General features: G+C 68.1%; 18 protein-coding genes. 13 read left to right on the top strand and 5 right to left on the bottom strand.

Annotated features, from left to right (window positions below):
- The first annotated feature begins 24 nt into the window (after nucleotides 1-24).
- Nucleotides 25-1,497 (top strand): porin family protein, encoded by a 1,473-nt coding sequence (locus QE385_RS01845; RefSeq protein WP_307098500.1) that lies wholly within the window; start codon nucleotides 25-27, stop codon nucleotides 1,495-1,497.
- Nucleotides 1,498-1,518: 21 nt separating this feature from the next.
- On the opposite strand, the gene QE385_RS01840 is transcribed toward QE385_RS01845, so the two are convergent.
- A complete protein-coding gene (locus QE385_RS01840; RefSeq protein ID WP_307098498.1) occupies nucleotides 1,519-1,821 on the bottom strand; it encodes a hypothetical protein in 303 nt (100 codons plus the stop codon).
- Nucleotides 1,822-1,867: 46 nt separating this feature from the next.
- On the opposite strand from QE385_RS01840, the gene QE385_RS01835 reads away from it, so the two are divergent.
- The 7 genes from QE385_RS01835 (at nucleotide 1,868) to QE385_RS01805 (ending at nucleotide 11,012) form a co-directional block, all read left to right on the top strand.
- Nucleotides 1,868-2,239 carry an energy transducer TonB gene (locus QE385_RS01835; protein WP_307098496.1) on the top strand — a complete coding sequence of 124 codons (372 nt, stop codon included), beginning with the start codon at nucleotides 1,868-1,870 and terminating at the stop codon, nucleotides 2,237-2,239.
- 345 nt (nucleotides 2,240-2,584) lie between these two features.
- Nucleotides 2,585-5,026: a TonB-dependent receptor gene (locus QE385_RS01830; RefSeq protein ID WP_307098493.1), complete on the top strand. Its 2,442-nt coding sequence runs from the start codon at nucleotides 2,585-2,587 to the stop codon at nucleotides 5,024-5,026.
- Between the two features lie 11 nt (nucleotides 5,027-5,037).
- A complete protein-coding gene (locus tag QE385_RS01825) occupies nucleotides 5,038-6,456 on the top strand; it encodes an MFS transporter (protein WP_307098491.1) in 1,419 nt (472 codons plus the stop codon).
- 13 nt (nucleotides 6,457-6,469) lie between these two features.
- The gene (locus QE385_RS01820; protein WP_307098489.1) at nucleotides 6,470-7,405 is read left to right on the top strand and encodes a TauD/TfdA family dioxygenase; all 936 of its coding nucleotides are present in this window, start codon (nucleotides 6,470-6,472) and stop codon (nucleotides 7,403-7,405) included.
- A 171-nt stretch (nucleotides 7,406-7,576) separates the two neighbouring features.
- Nucleotides 7,577-8,317 (top strand): ABC transporter ATP-binding protein, encoded by a 741-nt coding sequence (locus QE385_RS01815; protein ID WP_307098487.1) that lies wholly within the window; start codon nucleotides 7,577-7,579, stop codon nucleotides 8,315-8,317.
- Nucleotides 8,314-9,753: a DUF3526 domain-containing protein gene (locus QE385_RS01810; RefSeq protein WP_307098485.1), complete on the top strand. Its 1,440-nt coding sequence runs from the start codon at nucleotides 8,314-8,316 to the stop codon at nucleotides 9,751-9,753. Before QE385_RS01815 ends, QE385_RS01810 begins: the two co-directional genes overlap by 4 nt.
- On the top strand, nucleotides 9,750-11,012 hold the full coding sequence (locus QE385_RS01805) for a DUF3526 domain-containing protein (protein WP_307098483.1): 1,263 nt from the start codon (nucleotides 9,750-9,752) through the stop codon (nucleotides 11,010-11,012). Before QE385_RS01810 ends, QE385_RS01805 begins: the two co-directional genes overlap by 4 nt.
- A gap of 3 nt (nucleotides 11,013-11,015) precedes the next feature.
- Here QE385_RS01805 and QE385_RS01800 read toward each other — a convergent pair whose 3' ends face one another.
- On the bottom strand, nucleotides 11,016-12,776 hold the full coding sequence (locus QE385_RS01800; protein ID WP_307104509.1) for a M14 family metallopeptidase: 1,761 nt from the start codon (nucleotides 12,774-12,776) through the stop codon (nucleotides 11,016-11,018).
- Nucleotides 12,777-13,043: 267 nt separating this feature from the next.
- Between QE385_RS01800 and QE385_RS01795 the strand changes: the two genes are divergently transcribed.
- On the top strand, nucleotides 13,044-13,919 hold the full coding sequence (locus tag QE385_RS01795; protein ID WP_307098481.1) for an SDR family oxidoreductase: 876 nt from the start codon (nucleotides 13,044-13,046) through the stop codon (nucleotides 13,917-13,919).
- A 123-nt stretch (nucleotides 13,920-14,042) separates the two neighbouring features.
- Entirely contained in the window at nucleotides 14,043-14,411 is a 369-nt protein-coding gene (locus tag QE385_RS01790; RefSeq protein ID WP_307098479.1) for a hypothetical protein, read from the top strand.
- A gap of 33 nt (nucleotides 14,412-14,444) precedes the next feature.
- On the opposite strand, the gene QE385_RS01785 is transcribed toward QE385_RS01790, so the two are convergent.
- From QE385_RS01785 to QE385_RS01775, 3 genes are all read right to left on the bottom strand, one after another.
- Nucleotides 14,445-15,887 carry a carbohydrate porin gene (locus QE385_RS01785; RefSeq protein WP_307098478.1) on the bottom strand — a complete coding sequence of 481 codons (1,443 nt, stop codon included), beginning with the start codon at nucleotides 15,885-15,887 and terminating at the stop codon, nucleotides 14,445-14,447.
- 146 nt (nucleotides 15,888-16,033) lie between these two features.
- Nucleotides 16,034-17,068 carry a class 1 fructose-bisphosphatase gene (locus QE385_RS01780; protein ID WP_307098476.1) on the bottom strand — a complete coding sequence of 345 codons (1,035 nt, stop codon included), beginning with the start codon at nucleotides 17,066-17,068 and terminating at the stop codon, nucleotides 16,034-16,036.
- Between the two features lie 55 nt (nucleotides 17,069-17,123).
- On the bottom strand, nucleotides 17,124-18,137 hold the full coding sequence (locus QE385_RS01775; RefSeq protein WP_307098474.1) for a LacI family DNA-binding transcriptional regulator: 1,014 nt from the start codon (nucleotides 18,135-18,137) through the stop codon (nucleotides 17,124-17,126).
- A gap of 163 nt (nucleotides 18,138-18,300) precedes the next feature.
- Between QE385_RS01775 and ptsP the strand changes: the two genes are divergently transcribed.
- The 3 genes from ptsP to QE385_RS01760 are packed head-to-tail and all read left to right on the top strand — an operon-like array spanning nucleotide 18,301 to nucleotide 23,506.
- Nucleotides 18,301-20,847: a phosphoenolpyruvate--protein phosphotransferase gene (ptsP, locus tag QE385_RS01770; protein WP_307098473.1), complete on the top strand. Its 2,547-nt coding sequence runs from the start codon at nucleotides 18,301-18,303 to the stop codon at nucleotides 20,845-20,847.
- Nucleotides 20,847-21,815, top strand: a complete 969-nt coding sequence (gene pfkB / locus QE385_RS01765; RefSeq protein ID WP_307104508.1) for a 1-phosphofructokinase — start codon at nucleotides 20,847-20,849, stop codon at nucleotides 21,813-21,815. The genes ptsP and pfkB overlap by 1 nt, the downstream gene beginning before the upstream one ends.
- Entirely contained in the window at nucleotides 21,812-23,506 is a 1,695-nt protein-coding gene (locus tag QE385_RS01760) for a PTS fructose transporter subunit IIC (protein ID WP_307098471.1), read from the top strand. The genes pfkB and QE385_RS01760 overlap by 4 nt, the downstream gene beginning before the upstream one ends.
- Nucleotides 23,507-23,570: the final 64 nt, after the last annotated feature.

The following is a 23,570-nucleotide window of genomic DNA, read 5'->3' as shown; positions in this document are numbered from 1 at the left end:
GAGCCCCGGCTTTGCCTAGCCCCTATGCGCCATATCCTCCTTCTCGGGTTTCTCTCGCTGTCGGCGTTCCTGTCGTCGGGCGCCGTCCATGCCCAGACCGCGCGTAGCGAAGACGATCGCCTTCGCCTCGACCCCGGCATCGACCGCCGCCCAACCGCCCGCGAACGCGCAGCCATCGACGCGAGCGATCGGCCGACCAGCATCACCATCGATGGTCAGACCTACAGCGTCGCCAACAATCCTGACGATCTCGGCCGCGCGCTGTATCTGTCGGTCGCGCGCAGGCAATGGCCCGATGTGCGCCGCTTCCTGCCCGCCTATCTGGCGCTCGCCAATCCCGATCCGATGCTCGTCGCCTGGGCGCGGGGCGGACTGGCGCGCAGCGAGGGGCGGCTGGGCGAGGCCGAACGGGCCTATCGCGCGCTGCTGGCGATCCAGCCCGACTTCCTGCCCGGTCGGCTCGAACTCGGTCGCGTCCTGTTCGAGAACCGCAAGGACCGCGAAGCCCGCACGCTGTTCCGCGACATCCGGGCCGAGCTCGCCGATCAGGGCGAGCGGGCCGCCGGGGTCCGCCGCTCAGTCGACACCTTTCTCTCGGTGCTGGACCGCCGACGCGGCTGGCAGGGGATGATCGCGCTGGGGCCGGGTTACAGCAGCAACCTGAACCAGACCTCGGCCAGCCAGACCTGCCTGCTGATCGGCCAGGACGGCCGCTGCCTGATCGACCGGACCCTGCCACCCGCCATCGCCTCGGTCGGCGTCAATGTCGAGGGCAATGCCAGCCGCCGGATACCGCTTGGCGGACAGGGTGGGCTGCTCGCCCGCGCCTTTCTCTATGGCGACATCTGGCCGGGCCATGGCACCTATGACCAGGCGACGCTGAGCGCGCAGATCGGCTATGATCATCAGACCGCGCGATATAGTCTGACCCTGTCGCCGACCTTCGACCTCGCGGCGTTCGGCCATCGCCTGCTCTACGCCGCGCCGGGCCTTCGCGCCGAGGCGATGGTCAGTCCGTCGCCCAGCACCGCGATCCGTGTCGAGCTGGGGCGGCGGCAGTTCGATTACCGCGGTGGCCATGACGATCTGGATGGCGCCCTGAACGAAGCCAATGCCACTTTCTGGCTGTCGCTTCGGGGCGGATGGACGCTGTTCGGCGGGGTGGAGGGCGGCGACAAGCAGGCCGCCGCCCGCGCCAATGCCTATCGCCATGTCGGTGCGCGGATGGGCGTGGCGCACGGCTTTTCGGATTGGGCGGACCTGACGCTGATCGGCTCCGTCCGCCAGCGGGATCATCGGGGCTATAGCGATCTGCTGGGCGCGGTGCGTCATGACCGCGAGACGAACCTGACCGCCGTGCTGCGCCTGCCCAGGCTGCGCCTCGCCGGGCTGACCCCGAATATCCTCCTTCAGCACAACCGGGTGACGAGCAATGTCGACTGGCTCTATTCCTTCCGCCGCACCGCTGCGAGCATCAGGCTGGAACATGGCTTTTAGCGGCGGACGAGACCGAAGCGGCTACCGCCAGCCCGTCCAGGCGCGGGCATTCGGCACCGTGACGCTCTTGGTCGGCATGATGGTCGGCGCGCTGCTGTTCAGCATTCGGTGGATCGCACCGCCGATCCCCTCGGTCGATGCCGGACAGACGGCGGTGTTCCTCGCCCAGTCCATTCCACTCGCGCCGGTCGTGGAGCCCAGCACCTCCCCCTCCCCGCCCCGGTCACAGTCAAAGTCCCCGCTACCGCCCGCGACGACCGATACAAGCGCCCCGACGCCGACTGCCCCGATCTCTCCTGCCCCGATCTCTCCTGCCCGCGCCATGCCCGCTTCGCCGCCTGCCCCCGCTTTCCAGCCTCAGGCAACGGGGATGGTGACCCCGGTCGCAGGCCCCGCCATGCCCCCGGCATCCGCCCCGGCCACGCCCACCAGCCCAACGTCATCGGCCAGCGCCGCCGCCGACTGGCGCGCCAGGCTGCTCGGCCATCTCAAGCGCTACCGACACTATCCCCGCCAGGCCGAGGCGGCCCGCCAGCAGGGCGTCGCGCGCATCGCCATCACCCTGCGCCGTTCCGGCGAGGTGACGGCGGTCGAGCTGATCCACGGCAGCGGCTTTCCGCTGCTCGATCAGGAAGCGTGCGCCACGGCCCGCCGCGCCTCCCCCGTGCCGCCCGTCGAGGATGGCATTCCCGGCGATCCCGTGACCGTCGAAGTCCCGATCGATTTCGCGCTTCGGCGCTGAGCCTTCCCGCCGTTTCCGCCGGTCGACGGAGAATCCGGGGCCGTCGCGATCGTCATAACCTGTCTCATCGACGCCGATAGCTCGCCTAGCCGCCCGGCAATATATGCTTTTCTCGCAACTCCCATCGATTTGGTAGGCTTTGACCCGTGGCGCCGTGTGGTGCCCGGTGAGGAGCCGTCCATGACCTCGAACCGCTGTCACGATCCGCCTGTGCGGCGGGCCAGTCGCGCCCGCCTCTAACCTCTGAACCATGATCGGGACCGGCAAGGGTTCGATGCCATCCGTGCGTCGGCGGCCGATGCCCGCGCCTTGGTCCCATTGCCAGAACCATAAGAAAGCCAATCCATGAAAAGGGGATTTCCGGCGGCGATGACGCTTGTCCTGAAGCGCCGCTGCCTGTTGCTGGCCGCCACGGCCTTGATGCCGTCCAGTGCCGGAGCGCAAGTCGTTCTCGCCAGCCATGCCGTGCCCGCGAGCGGGGCCACCGAGAATGCCGAGCCCGAAGCCGCGCCCGATGGGTCCGGCGACGTCGTCGTTACCGCCCGGCGGCGCGAGGAGCGGGCCCAGGACGTCCCGATCGCGCTCAGCGTCGTCGGTGCCGAGCAACTCGGCCTGCGCGGCGATTACCGGCTCGACCAGGTGCAGCAGCTGGTGCCGTCGCTTCAGGTCTTCAGCTTCAACCCGCGCAATACCAACATCAATATACGCGGGCTGGGCTCCAACGTCGCGCTGACCAATGACGGTCTGGAGAATGGCGTCGGCGTCTATATCGACAATGTCTATTACGGCCGCGTCGGGCAGAGCCAGTTCGATCTCGTCGATCTCGACCGGGTCGAGGTGTTGCGCGGGCCGCAGGGCACGCTGTTCGGCAAGAACACCACCGCCGGCGCGATCAACATCTCCAGCCGCCTGCCGCAATTCCAATGGCATGCCGATGGCCAGGCCGATATCGGCAATTACGACTATCGGCAGTTGCGCGGCTCGGTCACCGGCCCGTTGATCGACGGCCTGGCCGCCTTTCGCCTGAGCGCCGCCTATACCACGCGCGACGGTTTCCTCTACGACACGACCACACGCCGCCGCGTCCATGACTATGAGAATGCGACGGTGCGCGGCCAGTTGCTGCTGACCCCGGCCCCGGCGCTGACCATCCGCATCATCGGCGACTGGGGGCAGCAGGACCAGTCCTGCTGCATCAACCTGCCGGTGCGGACCTTCGCGACCTATGACAATGGCAGGGCGATCGCGAACAACTTCGAACAGCGGCTGGCACGCTTTCCCAACTATACGCCGCTACCGCTTGATCCCTTTGCCAGGCGTACCGATGCCAATTCGCCGTTCCAGGCCAATATGGACACCTGGGGCGTGTCGGGACAGGTCGATTACGATCTGGGCGGCGCTGCGCTGACGTCGATCACCGCGGCCCGGCAGTGGAACTGGTTTCCGCGCAACGACGGCGACCTGACCGCGCTGTCGATCAACACGCAGGGGCATATCCTCAACTTCCAGCGCCAGTTCAGCCAGGAATTGCGGCTCGCCTCGACCGGCTCGCGCGCGCTCGACTGGGTACTGGGCGTCTATTATTTCCAGCAGGTGGTGCGCGGCTATGGCCGCACCGAATTCGGGTCGGATGCCGCGCTCGCGCTCTTTCCGACCGACGATCAGACGGTGGCGAGCATCGCCACCAACGGCCTGCTGTCCGCCTACCGGTCCGATCCACATACCAAGAGCGGCGCGGTCTTCGGCCAGGCGACCTGGCACATCAGCCCCGCGCTCAGCCTGACCGGCGGCCTGCGCTACACCCATGAGGAGAAATGGGGCAGCTATGCCAATGATCGCCTCTTCGCGCAGCCGACCACCGGGCTGACCGCGGCGCAGATCGCGCGCGTCGCGGCGATCCGCAACGCGCTGGTCCCGAACCAGGCCTTTTCGGTCGACACTGACGACGACAGCGTCTCGGGACTGGCGACGCTGGGGTGGAAGCCGGGCGAGGACATGCTGGTCTATGCCACCTATTCGCGCGGGGCGAAGTCGCCGGGGCTGAACCTCACCAATCTGCCCAGCGGCGTCGATCCCATCGTCAGGACCGAGACGGTCGACAATTTCGAGGTCGGGCTGAAGTCCCAGTTTCTCGACCGGCGCGTGACGCTGAACCTCGCCGCCTATCAGACCAATGTCACCGATTATCAGACGACGATCGTCCAGCAGGTGGTCGGCACCAACACCTATATCAATTACATCGCCAATATCCCCAAGGTCCGCTCGCGCGGGTTCGAGGGCGATCTCGCGGTGCGCGCGGCCGACTGGCTGAGCCTGACCGGCTCGATCGCCTATACCGACGCGACCTATCGCGACTATCCCAACGGCCCGACCCCGGTGGAGGCGCTCAACCCGACCGCCGCCAATCCCGGCGGCTCACCCGCGCGCGACTTCACCGGCCAGCGGCTGGCGGGCGTGCCGAAATGGGCAGCCTCGGTCGGCGGCGACGTCACCCGCCCGATCGGCGGGGGTGCGGAGGCCTATCTGCACGGCGACTGGTCGTACCGCTCCTCCTATTACACCGTCGCCAGCAACAGCCGATACGGGTTGGTCCCCGGCTATGGCCTGGTCAATGCACGCGCCGGGGTCCGGCTGGGCGAAGACGGCCGCTACGACCTGTCGGTCTGGGCGCGCAACCTGTTCGACAAAGACTATTTCCAGACCTTGAACGTCGTCAATTACGGGCTCGTCTCCGCCATTCTGGGCGATCCGGGCACCTATGGCGCGACGCTCAAGGTCCGTTTCTGACGGAGACGGCGATGGCCAGCATTCCCCTGCCCGCAATCGAACGCGATCACCCCGTGTCCCGACCGGCGGCACCCCTTGCCGCACCACGCCAGCGTTACGGCGCGGCACGGCTGAGCGCCTTCGGATCATTGGAGGTTCCCGCCTGGGGTGCGGAGTTGGCGATCGCCCTCTTCGTCCCGCAAATCTATGCGAGTCACTACGGCATTCCCTTGGCCGCGCTCGGGATCATCCTGTTCCTGGTCCGCCTTTGGAGCGTCGTCACCGATCCGATCGTCGGTGCCCTGAGCGACCGCAGCCGCACCCGTTTCGGTCGCCGCAAACCCTGGATCGCGGGCGGCGGGCTCCTGTTCGGGCTGGCGTCCATCGCCCTCTTCTTCCCGCCAACGGCTCCCGGGCCACTCTATCTGGCGACGACGCTGTTCGTGTACACCATCGGATGGACGATGATCGAAGTGCCGTCCTGGGCCTGGGCAGGCGAGGTGTCCGGCGACTATCACGAGCGCACCCGCATCATGACCTATCAACAGGTGCTGCGGTCGATCGGCCTGTTGCTGATCCTGGTCCTGCCGACGCTGATGGATCGAGGAAGCGCGGCTGCGCCGAACGCGAAGCTCCATGTATCGGGCGCCTTCGTCCTGGCGACGCTGTTGCCCACGCTCCTCCTGACCCTGTCCGCGCTGCCTGAGCCCGCGCTGCCGAGCCAGTCGCATCACCGCATCGGATTCTGGCGGACGGCCACGATCGTCTTTCGAGACAGGCTGCTCCTGCGCGTGCTCGCCTCCGACCTGGCGGTGACCGCGGGCCAGTCGATCCGCGCCGGGCTGATCGCCTTCTTCTGCATCAGCTATATGGGTCTGGCGCAATGGGCGAGCGGCCTGTACCTGCTGCAATTCGTCTTCGGCGTCGTCGCCGGGCCGCTCTGGCTGGCGATCGGGCGGCGGCTGGGCAAGCGCGAGACGGCGATCACGGGCGAGCTGGTGCAGGCGGCGATCAATATCGGCCTGCTCGCGGTCTTTCCCGACACGCTGTGGCTGCTGGTCGCTCTGGCGGTGGCGCAGGGGCTGACCCAGGGCTCGGGCAACCTGATGCTGCGCGCGATGGTCGCGGACGTCGCCGATGCCCATGAACTGGCGACGGGGCACAATCGCACCGGCCTGTTCTTCTCCGTCTTCAGCCTGGCGTCCAAGGCGGGCCCCGCGATCGGCATCGGCCTCGCGCTCCCGCTCCTCGCCTGGGTGGGTTTCCGGCCCGGAGGGCATAGCGCGCCCGCCGCGCTGGAGGCCCTGAAATACGTCTTCGCGCTCGGCCCCGCCGCCGCGCACATCATCTCGGCTGCGCTGATCTGGCACTTCCCGCTCGACCAGACCCGCCACGCCGCGATCCGCCGCGCGCTCGACACCCGCGCGGCCTCCGTTCCCGTCGAAGCCTGAAGGAGTGTGTGACATGACCGTGATCCAACACCAATTCGATAACGCCGCCGACGCGCAGAGCCCGCTCGACATCGTCCCCGTCGCCGGGCGGATCGGCGCGGAGATCCGGGGCGTCGCCCTGTCCGGCGACCTGGACGACCTGACCGTCGATGCGATCAAACGGGCGCTCGGCCGCCACAAGGTGATCTTCTTCCGCGGCCAGACCCAGCTGGACGACGAAGCGCACGAGGCCTTTGCCGCCCGGCTCGGCGAACCGCTGGCGCATCCGACCGTCCCGGTGGCGGAAGGATCGCGCTTCCTGCTCGAACTCAACTCGCGCGAGGGCGAGGCGGCGTCGCAATGGCATACCGACATCACCTTCCTGCCCGCCTTCCCCGCCGCGTCGATCCTGCGCGCGCTGGTGATCCCGCCGGCGGGCGGCGACACGCTCTGGGCGAATGCCGTCGCCGCCTATGAAGGTCTGTCCGCCCCGCTCAAGGCCCTGGTCCACGACCTGCGCGCGGTCCACACCAATGCCTATGACTATGCCACCGCCAGCCCCGAGGCATCGTCGGAGGCGATCCGCCGCCACCGCGAGATATTCGCCTCCACCGTCTATGAGACCGAACATCCGGTGGTGCACGTCCATCCGGTGACGGGCGAAAAGGCGCTTCTGCTGGGCAATTTCGTCAAGAGCTTCGTCGGACTGAGCCGTGACGATTCCAACCGGGTGTTCCAGATCCTACAGGATCAGATCACCAAACCGGAAAACACCGTCCGATGGCGCTGGCAACCGGGCGATGTGGCGATCTGGGACAATCGTGCGACCCAGCACCGTGCGATCGCGGATTTCGGCAGACAGAAGCGCCACCTGCGCCGCGCGACGATCGCCGGATCGGTGCCGGTCGCGGTCGACGGCGGCTCTAGCCGCGCGCTGAAGCCCGAGCGACTGCTCGAAGCCGCCGAGTGATCCCTTCCGCCGGCATCCCCGCGACACGGGATGCCGGCGGCTCCTTGCCCAACGTTACCGACGGCATGGCCGCGCGCGCCAGGACGCGCTGCATGACCGATTTTTCATGATATATTGTCTCTGCCACGCGCATGGTGCACAGGTGCCGGACATCCGAGCATCGAGGTATCCATGTCGCTCCCACCATCCGCCCCGATCCTGATCGAGGACCTGTCGGTCGCCTATGGCGATCATCGCGTTCTCGACGGGCTGTCCCTGGCCGTGGGATCGGGCAGCATCACCGCGTTGCTGGGCGGCAATGGCGCGGGCAAGTCGACCACCCTGTCCACCCTGCTCGGCTTTACGCGCGCGCAATCGGGGCGGATCGCGGTGTGCGGCGTCGATCCCGGCACGGCCCCCGACGCGGCGCGTCGCCACATCGCCTATCTGCCCGAGAATGTCGCGCTCTACGAGCATCTCTCGGCCATCGAGAATGCCGATTACCTGTTGGCGCTGAGCGGCGAGCGGCAGGGTCGCGACGCGATCGTCGAGGCGTTGCGGGCCGCCGGGTTGCAGGAGCGCGCCTGGGACCAGCGGCTGGTCGGTTTCTCCAAGGGCATGCGGCAGAAGGTGGCGATCGCCGTGGCGCTGCTCCGCGCCGTCCCCGTCCTGCTGCTCGACGAGCCGACCTCCGGGCTCGATCCGCGCGCCACGGCGGATTTCAACGCGCTGGTGTCGGCCGTGCGCGAACGCGGCACCGCCGTGCTGATGGTGACGCACGATCTGCTGAGCGCCGCCGATGTCGCCGACGACATCGCTTTTCTGGAGGCCGGTCGGGTCACCCACCGGGTGACGGCGAACGGGCCGGACCGGTTCGACGTGCGCGCGCTCCATGCCCGGTTCCAGGTGAGCGGGGAACGGATCGCGGCATGAGGATCGTCCGCCTGATCGCACGCGACGAATTGCGGCTGATGCTGCGCAACCGTGTCGCCCTGATCGCCTTTGCGCTGATCGTGCTGCTGACCCTGGTGGCGGTCGCGAGCAGCTGGTCGCACCAGCGCGGCGTCGCCGAACTGCGCGAGCGGCATCAGCATGAGGCCGAACACGCCTTCGACGCGCAGCCCGACCGGCATCCGCACCGGATGGTCCATTATGGCCATTTCATCTTTCGTCCGCTCAGCCCGCTCGCGGCGTTCGATCCGGGTGTCGACGCCTTTACCGGCAACAGCATGTTCCTGGAGGGCCATCGACAGAATAGCCCGAATTTCGGCGATGTCCGGCAAAGCTCGCTGCTGATCCGCTTCGGCCAGCTGACCCCGGCCTTCGTGCTTCAGATCGTCGCCCCGCTGCTGCTGATCTTCCTCGGGTTCGGCAGTCTGGCGCGCGAGACGGAGCGCGGCACGCTGCGCCTGCTGATGTTGCAGGGGGCGTCGCGGCGACAGGTGGTGGCGGGCAAGCTGCTCGCGCTGGGCGGCGTGGCGCTTGCCGCCGCCGCACCGGCGATGCTCGGCCTGCTGGTCATCGCCGGACAGCCGGGCGCGCTGGGCCTGCCGATGCTGGTGATCGCGCTGGGCTATCTGCTCTATCTGGGCCTGTGGGTCGTGCTGATCCTGCTCGTCTCGGCCTGGGTCCGCCGCAGCCGCGATGCGTTGCTGGTGCTGGTCGCCTTGTGGGCGGTGACCACGGTGCTGCTGCCCCGTGCCGTGCCCGACCTGGCGAGCGGGGCCGTGCCCTTGCAGAACCGCCTGCAGACCGATGTCGCCATCGGGCGCGACCTGCGGCGCATGGGGGACAGCCACAATCCCGACGATCCCCATTTCGCGCAGTTCAAGCAGGCGCTGCTCGATCGCTACCATGTCAAGCGGGTCGAGGATCTGCCGGTCAACTATAAGGGGCTGCTCGCGCTGGAGGGGGAGCGGCTGACCTCCGAACTGTTCGACCGCTATGCCGCGCAGAGCTTCGCCGCGCAGGCCCGGCAGAATGGACTGGTGAACGCCGCCGGACTGCTCAGCCCCGCCATCGCGCTGCGCGGACTGTCGATGGCGGCGGCCGGCACCGACTTCGCCGCGCATCGCCGGTTCCTCGAACAGGCCGAGGTCTATCGCTATGCGCTGGTCCAGCGGCTGAACCGGATGCAGGCGCAGGATGTCAGCTATGCCGACGATACCGCCACCGATGCGGGGGCCGACCGGCGCAAGCGGATCGGTGGCGCGCATTGGCGGGCGATCCCCGATTTCCATTTCATCGCCCCCACCGATGCGACGCTGGCACGCGCCGCGCTGCCCGGCCTCGCCATATTGAGCCTGTGGCTGATCGCCGCCCTGGCCTTGCTGGGGCTGGCCACCCGCCGACTGGGAGCGCGCCGATGACCTTGTGGCGGCACGAACTTCGCTTGTTGCAGCGCCAGCGGCTGAGCGTCCTCGCGCTGGCGCTGCTCGCGCTGTTGACCATCGCCGCGCTGGGGACGGGCATGGCCGAGGTCGCTCGCCAGCGGGCCGCCATCGCCGCCATTCCGCCCGCCCAGGCCGAGGATATCGGCGCGGTCGCCGACTATGTCGTCCGGACCAGGGACGCCGGAAGCGCGGCCTATTACAGCTTTCACGCCACCTGGGACGCGCCCGCGCCGCTGGCTTTCTCGGCGCTGGGCATGCGCGACGTCGCGCCCTACATCCTGCGCGTCCGCGCGCTGGGGCTGGAAGCGCAGATCTATGACGGCGACACCTTCAATCCCGAGGTCGCCCTGCCCGGCCGGTTCGACTTTGCCTTCGTGCTGGTGTTCCTTGCCCCGCTGTTCGTGATCGCGCTGTTCCACGATCTGGTGTCGGGCGAGCGGGAGGCCGGGCGGCAGCGCATGCTCGACGCGTTGCCGCGCGGTGGTGCAGCGCTATGGCGGCGGAGGACCGGGTTGCGCCTGATCCTGCTATGGGCCGCGCTCGGCCTGCCGTTCGCGGTGGCGGCGGCGGTCGAGGGGGTCGCGATCGACGTCGTCCTGCTCGTGCTGGGCGTGATCGTCGCCTATCTGCTGTTCTGGATCGGCCTGGCCGCGCTGGTCGGGCGGTTGCGGTGGAGTTCGGTCGCCAATGCCGCGACGCTGGCGGCTGCCTGGCTGGTGCTGGTGCTGATCGTGCCGACGCTCGGCAATGTCGTCATCGATCGCGCCATTCCGGTCGGACAGGGTGCCGAGATCGCGCTCGCGCAACGCGAGGTCGTCAACCATGCCTGGGACATTCCGCGCGAGGCGACGATGCGCCGCTTCTATGCCACGCATCCCGAATTGGCGGACTCCCCGCCGCTGGGGAGCGACTTCCACTATAAATGGTATCTCGCCTTCCACCAGAATGGCGACGAGAGCGTCGCGCCCAAGGTGCGGGCCTATCGCGCCGCGCTGGAACGGCGCGACCGGGCGGGCCGCGCCTTTGGCTGGGTGTTGCCCTCGGTCGGGGTGCAGGCGCTGCTCACCCGGCTGGCACGGACCGACCTGACCGCGCAGCTGGCCTATCAGGATCGCATCCGCGCCTTTCATGCCCGTCTGCGATCCTTCTATTACGGCTATGTCTTCTACGACCGGCCGTTCGGCCGGGACGAGTTCCGGCGCGCGCCCCGGTTCGACGACCGGGCGGGAGGCTGAGCCTCAGTCCACTTCCCGCGCCACCGGATATTGCAGGACATGGGGGTGCCCCGGCCCGGCCTGCGCATAGAGCCAGGCCAGCCGCGCATCGGGGTCGGCGGCAAAGCCCGGTTCGTCGCGCAGCCTGGTCTCGAACGCGGCCTTCACCTCGGGCTGGGTCGCCAGGACATGTTCGCCCAGCCTGGCGAGGACGAAGGCGTCGGTATCCGGCGCCGGTGCCAGCATCTCGGGAAAGAAGCCCCAGGCCAGGAAGGAATCCTGGCTCTCCGGCTCCAGCAGCGCGGCGGCCAGCAGGCCGAGTGGCTGGTCGGCGGGCACTCGCACGCTGCCCGCGGGCATGGCCTGTTCGGCCCGTAGATGCTCGAAGCGCGCGGTGATCGGATAGCGGCCCTCCTTGGGCTGCGTCACCTTGGGATCGATCAGCCGGACCCTATCGACCGTCAGCGTGCGGGGCGTGGCGATCGTCTCGAACGCGATGCCGTGCAGGCGCAGGCGGTCGATCACCTCGGTCTGCGCGGGCGGCACCCACCAGGCTTTGGGCAGGCGGACCGTCTCGACCGGCTGCTGGCCGATGATCGGCATGCGAAAGGAGATGGGCTTGCCCAGCCAGCGCTGCTCCCGGCGGCCCGAGGCGGGTGACAGATAGGTGTCGAACGCCACGCCCTTGAAATCCTCCACCCATCCGATCGGCTTGGGCGCAGGCTGCCAGCGGGTCAGGAGTTCGGCCGGGCGGCTGGCCCGGTCCTCGGCCTTGGCGGCGGCGATGCGGGCGGCATCGGTCCCGGCGATCCTCAGAGCGGCCTCCATCAGCACATAGGTGCCCAGCACCCGCCGACGATAGGGCTTCAGCATGTGGTTCTCGACCAGCACCGTCGGCATGCCGATGAAGTCGCCATAGCCCGTCGAATAGCGCGGCCCTTCGGGGCTGTAGCGTATGCCCTTGTCGGGCTGGCGCGTGTCGATGGGGCTGGGATAGATGGTCGGAACATGCCCTGCGGCCGTCAGCGCCTGCGACACGGCCGGGCCGAAGCGCTTCTCCAACCACCCGGCCGTCGCACGATGCCGCGCATATTTACCCCAGCCTGCATAGGTGAAGGTCACGTCATACTGCATGTCGAAGCCTTCGCTGACATGGCAGTCGATATAGAGGATCGGGTCGAACGCGCGGATCAGGCCGATCATCGCGCGCGACTCCGGCGCGTCGAGCTTGGCATAATCACGGTTGAGGTCGATATCGCGCGCATTCGCATCGCGGCCCTTTTCGGCCGGGCCGCGAATATGCGGATAGTTGTACGCGCTGCGCTGTTCGTGGCCGTCGATATTGTAGATCGGCACGAACACCAGATCGACCGTGTCGAGCAGGCTGTCCTTGCCGCGCAACGCGATGTCGCGCAGCAGCATCAGCCCGGCATCCTTGCCGTCGATCTCGCCCGAATGGATGCCGCCCTGGATCAGCACGACCGGCTTGCCGGGCCCGCCCTTGCTGGCGCGGACATAGATCATCTCGCGCCCCTCGGTCGTGCGGCCGAAGCTCTGCACGGAAATCAGCGGCGATGCCGCGTCGAGCCGTTCCAGCCATGCGCGGACCTCGGCATAGCGCGGCGTGGTGCGGAAGGCGGCGGCCTCGGCCGGGGTGATCCAGGGGTCGTCCGCCGCGACGATCAGCCGCTCGCTCGCGCCCTTCCACGGCATCGTCGGCGGCAGGATCCTGGCGGACAGATCGTCCGACCCGACCTGCTCCGCCAGAGCGGGAAGCGGCGTCATGGCGATCAGGCCAAACATGGTGCCCGCGCGCAGGGCATGAAGGATATCAAGGCGAGAGTGGTTCACGATCATGGTCCTGTCGTCCGCCATCACCGATGGCGTGGAAGGCCGCCTGCTGGCGCATCCTCGCCGATAAGACAATATATCGTTTCCTATGCATCCCGTTGGTCGGTCTGGCAAAACTCGACTTAAGCCGGGAATGGCGATGCTCCGGCACGTTATTCCGGGTGAGCCGTTTGCTGCTGATCCCTTTCAGCAGGAACCGACATGACCGACGATCCCCGCACCAGCCAGCCGACGCATTTTCCCGACGAGCCGCACCAGCCCAGCCCCGGCCTGACCACCGCGATGCGCACCAAGCCCGATCATGGCGAGGGGAGCTATGTCGGCAAGGGGCTGCTCACGGACCGGATCGCGCTCATCACTGGCGGAGACTCAGGCATCGGCCGGGCCGTCGCCATCGCCTATGCCCGCGAGGGGGCCGACATCGCCATTTCCTACCTGGCCGACGAACAGGCCGATGCGGAGGAAACGCGCCGCTGGGTCGAAAAGGCGGGACGGCGTTGCCTGTTGCTGCCCGGCGACATCCGCGACCGGGATCATTGCGCCAGCCTGGTCGAACGCACCGTCACCGAGCTGGGCGGGCTGGATATCCTCGTCAACAACGCCGCCGCCCAGACCATGAACGAGGGGCTGGACAGCATCGACGATGACGAGATGCAGGACGCCTTCGCCGCCAATGTCTTTGCGATGATCCGTCTCGCCAAGGCGGCCGCGCCGCACATGAAGCCAGGCTCGGCGATCATCAACACGACCAGCGAGCAGGCCAAGATCGCGAACAAGACGATGATCGTCTATGCCGCGACCAAGGGCGCGATATCAAGCCTGACGGTAGGGCTTTCCAACCTTCTGGCGGGCGACGGCATTCGCGTGAACGCGGTGGCGCCCGGCCCGATCTGGACACCCATCCAGCCGATCGCCAAATCGCCGCAGGAGTTGGAGACGCTCGGCCATGACACGCCGATCAGGCGCGCCGGACAGCCGGGCGAACTGGCCCCCGCCTATGTGCTGCTCGCGTCGGCCGAGGGCAGCTACATGTCCGGCAACGTCGTCGCCGTCACTGGCGGCGTCCCGATCTCCTGACCCCCGAAAGCCGGGCCTCGACCGGCGGCCTGTCCGCCCATGGCCGAGGCCCGCGCCGGATCGCGCATTGCCCCGGCCCTTGGTGATGCTACGGGTCCTTTCCTTCACGGATTGGAGACGGAGATGACGGTCACATCCAGGCCATGGGACGGCGCGGCGGTCGGCCAATGGCTCGACCACCGGATCCAGGCCGCCAGGCTCGACCAGGCGGCGGCGGACCGGCGGGGCTATGAGGCGCAGGACGACTATGACAAGGCGGCGGCCGAGGAATGGGTGTGTCGGGCATTGCAGGCTGGCGGCAAGGCCGATGACCAGGCAGCCTTCGCGCTGCATGTGAAAAGCTTGCTCGCGCGGGAAGAGTACCGGACGACCGGCATTTATGATGACCGGCGGTTCGACCGGAACGTCCGCGCCACGCTTCGCAGGATCGCTAAGATGACCAAGGCGAATGAAGGCTTCGAGAACCGACTTCGCTATCAGCGACCCGCCTGAACGTCGTCAAACCCGTGGCGAGCGCGGCGCGGCCTAGTCGCGCCGCGCCATCGCGATCAGGGTCGGCGCATCGACCGTGAACTTGAACCCGAAGACGAGCGCATTGCCAATATGGGTCTTGCGGAACGGGGCGCCGCTCTGGTCCGGGTTCAGGATATACTGGATGTTGGGCGACAGGCGGATGGCGGGGCCGATCTGGGCGCCATAGGCCAGCTCCATCATATATTGGTTGCGGCGAATGTCGCCATTGCCCCCGGCGGACAGGCGTGCGGCGCGCATCCGGGCCATCGCGAGGTCGGAAAAGCTCTGCTGGTTGATGACGAAGCCGATCGTATCGCGATCGCGCCAGGCAAAGGTCCCCGTCTGGAGCAGGCCCAGTTCGAGGAAATGCCGCTCCTCGACCCGGCCCGACAAATTAGTCATCGCGACGCCGAACACCGCCAGCCCCCGGTGCGAATTCATGTCGGGGCGCGTCAGCATCTGGTCGAAACGGGCATAGAGGCCGCTGCGCCCCTTGCGCGTGGCGGACGGGCGACCGCTCAGGATCGCGATGCCGCCCCGGTCGTCGAGCAGCGGATCGGCATAATCGCCGCGATCGACCCAGCCGCCCAGGATGTAATGGCGCGGCAGGCGGTCGGTCTTGAAGTCCGAGGCATAGCCGACCTCATAGGGCACGATGAAGCCCGTGCCGCCCTTGAAGCTGAGGCTGAAGCCATTGTCGTCGGCCCGCTTGCGGTTCGGGTTGACCTCATAGATGCCGGCATGGGCGAACCAGTTGTCGGCGATGGTCAGCTTGGCGCGGGCCATCCAGCTCGATGCCGGGAAATAGGTGAAGTTGCTGTTCTTGAAGACGAAGGTGGGATTGCCGCAGGCGGAATTCGTCTGGAAATTGCAGTAGAGCGGCGAGTTCAGGAAATGGATGTTCGCCTGGCTCTTGCCCGCCTCGATATCGAGCCGGTTGTCGAACAGCCTCTGTTCCCAGGTCAGGATAGCCAGATGGGTGTTCTGCGTGCCCCATACCTCCTGCACCGAGGTATTGTTGCCGATCGCGATCTGCGACAGGCTCTGGCCATGGCGGTTGGTGATCGCGAGGTGAAGGCCACCGCCGCCGATGCCCGCGATCTTGTCGAAGTCGAAATCGGCCCCGACATAGATTTGCCCGGTATAGGCGGCCTTGCGCTCCAGCCCGCCGGTGACGTTGGCGGCGGCTTCGCCCGTATAGTTCAGCGCCAGGGTGATGCCGTCATCGGCCAGCGGCTGCCAGGTCTCGTCGCCCTTCCTCCGCTGGCCCAGGACCAGCGGCACGGCCTTGGTCGCATGTTGAGAGACCTGCGGCGTCGTGGGATCGGACGTGATCGGCGACCTATCCTCGGCGACCACCGTGGCGGCCGGATCGACCGTACGCGACCAGAGCGGGGACACCGGCAAAACGGCCGCCCCGACAATGACACCCAGCTTGAATCGGACCTTGTCCATCCGCATCCTCACCATCATGTTATAGAAAACGTTTTCTCGAATGTTCGCGTTAAATAGCCCAAGCATTCAGGCTATCGTCCTGTAGAACGATTTCCCGCCAAGACCAGTTTGTCGCCCCCTGGGAGCGGCCTTCTTCCGCCCCGCCCTTATCCCAAGGCAGCAAGCGGCAGGACGGCGTCCCTCTCTTCCACATCGCACAGCGTGGCGACCTCGGCAGCATCGCCCAGCACCACGCCAACCCGCTGGTGCAGGCCCGTCGGCTGGATGTCGAGAATGCGCATCTCGCCATCGATCGCCGCACCGCCCGCCTGCTCGATCAGCATCGCCATGGGATTGGCCTCATACAACAGCCGAAGCCGTGCCTTGCCCGGATGGCGGTGATCGGCCGGATAGAGGAACACCCCGCCCCGTTTCAGGATGCGATGGATGTCCGCCACCATCGAGGCGGTCCACCGCATATTGTAATCGCGGCCCAACGGCCCCTCGCTGCCCTGAACCCGCTCTTCGACATAGTCGGCGATGCGCGGCGACCATTGCCGCCGCCGCGCCAGGTTGATCGCGAACTCGCACGTCCCGGCGGGCAGCCGCATCGGACCGTCGGTCAGCCGCCACGAACCGACCTCCCGGTCGAGCGTGAATTCATAGACGCCGGTGCCGATGGTCAGCACCAGCAGCGTCTGCGGACCATAGATGGCATAGCCCGCCGCCACCTGATCGCGGCCCGGCTGGAGGAAATCGGCCTCGGTCGGCGTACGCCCGGCGCAATCCTCCGGCGCGCGCAGTACCGAGAAGATCGTGCCGACCGACAAGTCGACATCGACATTGCTCGACCCGTCGATGGGATCGAACAACAGCAGATATTCGCCCTTCGGGTAGCGATTGGGAATGTGATGGATCGTCTCCATCTCCTCCGACGCCATCGCCGCCAGATGCCCGCCCCATTCATTGGCGTCGAGCAGCAGTTCGTTGGCGATCACGTCCAGCTTCTTTTGGACCTCGCCCTGGACATTCTCCTCGCCGAGACTGCCCAGCACTTCGCCCAGAGCGCCCTTGGACACGGCGTGGCCGATCGTCTTGCAGGCGCGCGCGACCGTCTCGATCAACAGGCGCAGTTCGGCGGGCAGCGCGGCATCAGCGCGTTGCTGCTCGATGAGGAACCGGGTGAGCGACATGCGTTGCATCGTGGTCAGGCTCCGAATAATGTCGGCGGCGCTGTTCGCCCGCCCGTGATATGGATCATGCCGTCACCGAGGGAGACGGGGCGGACATGGGCGAGACGCTGGAACCGCGAGAGATTAGTCGCCCGGCCAGCACGACTTTCCGGGTGGCGGCATCGGGATGGTCGAATCGATCGATCAGCATTGCCATCGCGGTGCGGCCGATTTCCTCGACGGGCTGCTCGATCACCGACAGGCCGCCGCCGACAATGTCCATCCACCCTTCATTGTCGAACCCGACAAGCGCGATGTCGTCGGGCACCGACAGTCCGTGCTCGCGCAGCGTGCGCAGCACCGCCAGCAAGGTCACGCCATTGCTGGCGACCAGCGCCTGGGGTCGGTCGGCGCGCGCGAGCAGGTCGGCCATGACCTCCGCCACCTCGCCATCGCCATGCGGCACCGCGATCGCCTCGGCCACCAGACCCAGCCGCTGCGCCGCGGCCTCGAACCCGGCGCGACGCTCCATGCCGGTACGGCTGGTCGCGCCGAACAGGCCCGCGATCCGGCGAAAGCCCCGATCGTGGAGATGCTCGACCAGCATCTCCGACATCGCACCATTGTCCAGGACCACGCAGTCATGCGCGATGCCAGGCGCCGCGCGATCGATCAGCACCATGGGATAATCGGGCTTCGTCCGGGTGATATTGGCCAGCCCGTCGCGGGTCGGCGCCAGAATGACCCCGGCCACCCGCTCCTCCTGCATCAGTTGCAGATACATGGCCTCGCGCGCGGGGTCCTCGTCGGTGTTGCACAGGATGACCCGCTGTCCGCGACTATAGGCCAGATTCTCGATCGCGCGGGATACGGCGGTGAAGAAGGGATTGCGGATATCGGCGACGATCAGCCCGATCGTATTGGTATGACGCGACCGCAGCCGCCGCGCCGCAAGATTGGGGCGATAGCCCGTCGAGCGCACCGCCGCGAGAACACGCTCGCGCATCGCCAGATCGACGTTGCGACCCGCCAACACGCGCGATACCGTGGCCGCGGACACGTTGGCGACGCGGGCGACGTCTTTGATACCCACGCTCATGGAAAACGTATTCTCCTCTCCGCGCCGTTCTCTACGGCTCATTTCCATCCTTCATGTCGCGTAAGGCGATTCGTTGCAAGGCCCATTGACAAAGTTGCGGGAAAACGTTTTCCAGTCGGGCAAGCGAAGAACTGAGACTCGCGGCGGAGAGGCCAACAGAGACATGCACACCCAGTCCCCATCACCCGTGATCGGCCCGGAGCTGATCCGCCTCGCCGTGACGGCGACCGACAAGAGCGATGCGATCCGCCAGGCGGGCCAGCTGCTGGTCGCCGCCGGTTGCGTCGCGCCGGGCTATGAGGAAAGCATGATCGCGCGCGAAGGCGTCGCGAACACCTTTCTGGGCGCGGGCGTCGCCATTCCCCATGGCCTGGGCGAGGACAAGGGGCTGGTGCGGCGCGACGGGATCGCGGTTCTCCAGTTCGTCGACGGCATCGAATGGAATCCCGGCCAGATCGCGCATCTGGTCATCGGCATCGCCGCCAGTTCGGACAGCCATATCGCGATCCTGCGCCGCCTGACGCGGCTCATCCAGGACGAGGCGCGGTTGCAGCAACTGGCGAAGACCAGCGACCCGGCGCTGATCGCCGCCGCACTGAGCGACGATGCGCGCGATCAGGGCCAGGCGCGCCCTCCGGCCGAGGATCTGGACGAGCGGGTGAGCTGGACCATCGACTATCCCGCCGGGCTGCACGCACGCCCCGCCGCCGCCTGGGCCGAAGCGGCCAAGGCGCTGCCGGTCGCGTTGCGGGTCCGGCATGGTGCCGAGACCGCCGATCCGCGCAGCCTGGTGGCGCTGTTGCAGCTGGGGCTGAAAGCGGGTGACACCGTCAGCATCTCCGCATCCGGTCCCGCCGCCGCCGGCGCGATCGAGACCTTCCGCGCCGCGATCAGCCGCCTGACCGGCCGCGAAAAGGCGGATGCCGCCCGCGCGGCGGAAAAGGCCGCCGCCGCCATACCCGTACGCGGGTGGAAGCCCGTCGGCACCCCGGCGATGATCGCGGGGGTGGCCGCCAGCCCCGGTCTCGCGATCGGCAAGGTCCATGTCCTGGCGGCGGCCGAACTGGACGTCCCCGACCAGCCGGTCGATCTGGCGCGCGGCGGCGCGCTGCTCGACGAGGCGCTGGTGCGCACCCGCGCGCAGATGACGACGCTGATCGAAGAGACCACGCGGCGTCTGGGCGCGGGGGATGCGGCGATCTTTAAGGCGCAGGCGACGCTGCTTGACGATACCGATCTCATCACCCTCACCTGCCAGTTGATGGTCGAGGGGCATGGCGTCGCCTGGTCCTGGCATCAGGCGATCGAGCGGATGGCGGGCCAGTTGTCCGCGCTGGGCAATCCGGTGCTGGCCGCGCGCTCGGCCGATCTGCGCGATATCGGTCGGCGCGTGCTGGCCCAGATCGATCCCGGCCTGGGCCTGGGCACGCTGGACGACCTGCCGCAGGAGCCGTGCATCCTGGTCGCGGCCGACCTCGCGCCGTCGGACACCGCCGCGCTCGACACCCGCCGCGTCGCGGGCATCGCCACCGCGCTGGGCGGCCCCACCTCGCACAGCGCCATCCTCGCCCGGACGCTCGGCCTGCCGTCGGTGGTCGCGGGCGGCGCGGAGCTGTTGTCGCAGGCGGCGGGATCGATCGCGATCGTCGATGGCGATACGGGTCGCGTCTGGCTCGATCCCTCGGAGGCCGATCTCGCCTCCGCGCGGGGCTGGATCGCCGAGATCGCGGCGCGGCGCGCGGCGGAGGAGGCCGAACGCAGCCGCCCCGCGGTGACGCGCGACGGCCATCAGGTCGCGATCGCCGCCAATGTGAACCGGCCCGATCAGGTGGCCGAAGCGCTGGCCCAGGGTGGCGAGGGTGTCGGCCTGATGCGTACCGAATTCCTGTTCCTCGAGCGCGGCGACAGCCCGAGCGAGGACGAACAGTTCGCGGTCTATCGCGCGATGATCGATGCGCTCGACGGCCGCCCGCTGATCGTCCGCACGCTCGATATCGGCGGCGACAAGCAGGTGCCGCATTTGCATCTGCCCAAGGAGGAGAACCCCTTCCTCGGCGTGCGCGGCGCGCGGCTGTTGCTGCGCCGCCCCGATCTGCTGGAGCCGCAGCTGCGGGCGCTGTACCGCGCGGCCAAGGAGTCGGGCGATCTGTCGATCATGTTCCCGATGATCACCTCGGCCGCCGAGCTGGTGGCGTTGCGCGAACGGTGCGAGGCGGTGCGGGTCGCGCTGGACGCACCGGTCGTGCCGATCGGCATCATGATCGAGGTGCCCGCCGCCGCCGTGCAGGCCGATGCGCTGGCGGCCCATGCCGATTTCTTCTCGATCGGCACCAACGACCTGACCCAATATACGCTGGCGATAGACCGGCAGAACCCCGAGCTCGCCAGCGAGGCCGACTCGCTTCATCCGGCGGTGCTGCGCCTGATCGCCATGACCGTGGCGGGCGCGCGGCGGCATGATCGCTGGGTCGGGGTGTGCGGCGGGCTGGCGGGCGATCCGTTCGGCGCGGCGCTGCTCACCGGACTGGGCGTGACCGAATTGTCGATGACCCCGCGCGACCTGCCCGCGGTAAAGGCCCGGCTTCGCACCAGCGAGCTTCCGGCGTTGCAGGCGCTGGCGGCGCGGGCGCTGGAAATGGAGAGCGCGGCGGATGTGCGGGCGCTGGATGCCGCCCCGACCGGCGACCGACTCGAAAGGAATGCCGCGTGATGCGCATCGCCACCGTCACCTTCAATCCCGCGATCGACCAGACGATCACGCTGGATCGGCTGATCCCCGGCGAGGTCCATCGCGCCCGTTCCGTGCGACAGGATGCGGGGGGCAAGGGTATCAACGTCGCCAGCTGCCTTGCCGACTGGGGCGTGCCGGTCAGCGTGTTCGGACTGTTGGGGCAGGCCAATGCGGCGCTGTTCGAAACGCTGTTCGCGCAAAAGGCGATCCAGGATCGCTTCCTGCGCGTATCCGGCGATACCCGCGTCAACATGAAGCTCGTCGACGATGCCGACACCACCGACATCAACATGAGCGGCGCGGCGGTCGAAGAGGCGCAGGTCGCCGCCGTCGAGCAGGCGGTGGCGGACTTTGCGGGGCCCGACACGCTGATCGTCCTGTCCGGCAGCCTGCCGCCGGGATGCCATCCCGGCGTGTATGCCGACATGATCCGAACCCTGAGCGAGCGCGGCGCCAAGGTGCTTCTCGACACCAGCGGCCCTGCTTTGACCCAGGCGCTTCGCGCGGCCACCCTGCCCGCGATCGTCAAACCGAACCGGCGCGAACTGGCCGCCTGGTCGGGCGAGCCGCTCGACGGCCTGGACGATGTCGTACGCTGCGCCGAGACGCTGCTCCGGCGCGGGGTCGCGCTGGTCGTCGTGTCGATGGGCGAGGATGGCGCGCTGTTCCTGTCTGACGAAGGCGCGATCCTGGCGAAGCTGGCGGCGGGGCCGCTGGCCAGCACCGTCGGCGCCGGGGACGCCATGGTCGCGGGCCTCGCTGCCGGGCTTGCCGAAGGCGCATCGCTGGAACGCATCGCCAGACTGTCGACGGCCTTCGCGGTCGCCAAGCTGGGCCGCACCGGCCCGCACCTGCCGAGCGGGGCGACGATCGATTCCCTGGCCGGGCAGGTCATGATCCGCCAGGTCGCCAAGACCGGCCCGGCGATGACGGGAGAGGACGCATGAAGCGGATTTTTGCGATCGTCGATGCGCGCGAGTCCGGCGTCACCGGCGTACTGGCGGGCGAAGCGCTGCGCCGGGCCGCGCGCGATATCGGCTCGCCGATCGAGATCGAGCTGCGCACCGCGCAGGGTATCGTCAACCCGGTCTCACCCGGACCGGCGGAGAGCGGCGACCGCCTGCTGTTCGTCGGCGCCGCCGACACCGCCGATGCGGCGACCCGCGCCCGTGCCGACCATCTGGTGACGCTGGAGGCGGTGCTCGCCGATCCGGCCGCCGCGCTCGACATGCAGTCCGACCGCCCGGTCGCCGGTCGGGCCCGGAAAATCGTCGCCATCACCTCCTGCCCCACCGGCATCGCGCACACCTTCATGGCGGCGGAGGGGTTGCAGGAGGGCGCGCGGCAACTCGGTTATGACATCCATGTCGAGACGCAAGGGTCGGTCGGCGCGGGCAACCCGCTGACCCCCGGACAGATCGCCGAGGCCGATGTGGTCCTGATCGCCGCCGATCGCGAGGTCGATCGTGCGCGGTTCGCGGGCAAGCGCGTGCTGGTCAGCAACACGAAACCCGCCATCACCGGCGGCGCGGCATTGATCGAGAAGGCGCTGGCCGAGGCGAGAGTCCAGGGCGAGGCCGCCAGCGGCGATGCGCCCACCGCCTCCCCAGCGAGCGAGCGTGCCGGGCCCTATAAGCATCTGATGACCGGCGTGTCGTTCATGCTGCCCTTCGTGGTGGCGGGCGGGCTGCTGATCGCCCTCGCCTTCGCGCTGGGCGGCATCCACGCCAATGACGATGCCGCCGCGGGCACGCTCGCCCATGCCCTGTTCACCATCGGGGCGAAGGCGGGCTTTGCGCTGATGGTCCCGGCGCTGGCCGGATATATCGCCTATTCGATCGCCGACCGGCCCGGCATCGCGCCGGGGATGATCGGCGGGATGCTCGCCAGCACGCTGGGGGCTGGCTTTCTCGGCGGTATCGTGGCGGGCTTCATCGCGGGTTACGGCGTCGACGCGCTGAACCGGGCGATCCGCCTGCCCAAAAATCTTCAGGGCCTGAAGCCCGTGCTAATCCTGCCGCTGCTCGGCACGCTGCTGACCGGGTTGCTGATGATCTATGCGGTGGGCACGCCGGTCGCGGCGGCGCTGGCCTTTCTGACCGAATGGCTGCGCGGGATGCAGGGGTCCAACGCGGTCCTGCTCGGGCTCATCCTGGGCGCGATGATGGCGTTCGACATGGGCGGCCCGGTCAACAAGGCGGCCTATGCCTTTTCGGTCGGGCTGGTCGCGTCGCAGGTCTATACGCCGATGGCGGCGACCATGGCGGCGGGCATGACGCCGCCGCTCGCCATCGCGCTCGCGACACGGCTGTTCCGCACCCGCTTCACCGCCGACGAGCGCGAGGCGGGGGCCGCCGCCGCCGTCCTGGGGCTGGCCTTCATCAGCGAGGGCGCGATCCCCTTCGCCGCGCGCGATCCACTCCGGATGATCCCGTCGCTGATGGCGGGGTCGGCCGTCACCGGGGCGATCTCGATGGTCGCCGGTGTCGAACTGCGCGTGCCGCATGGCGGTGTGTTCGTGCTGCCCATTCCCGGCGCCGTCACGCATCTGGCCGCCTATCTCGTGGCGATCCTGGCCGGCGTGGTGGCGAGCGCGCTGCTCATCGGCGTGCTGAAGCGTCCGGTGGCGCAAGGATGATTTCGGGGCGGTCGTGACCGGCCGCCCCCCACGCCCGGTATGAGGCACGGCAATCCCGCCGATG

Origin of the sequence: Sphingomonas sp. SORGH_AS_0950 (genome assembly GCF_030818415.1) — a bacterium.
GTDB lineage: Bacteria > Pseudomonadota > Alphaproteobacteria > Sphingomonadales > Sphingomonadaceae > Sphingomonas.
Note: the sequence above shows the minus strand (reverse complement) of the source record. Positions and strands in the feature narration are given on the sequence as shown.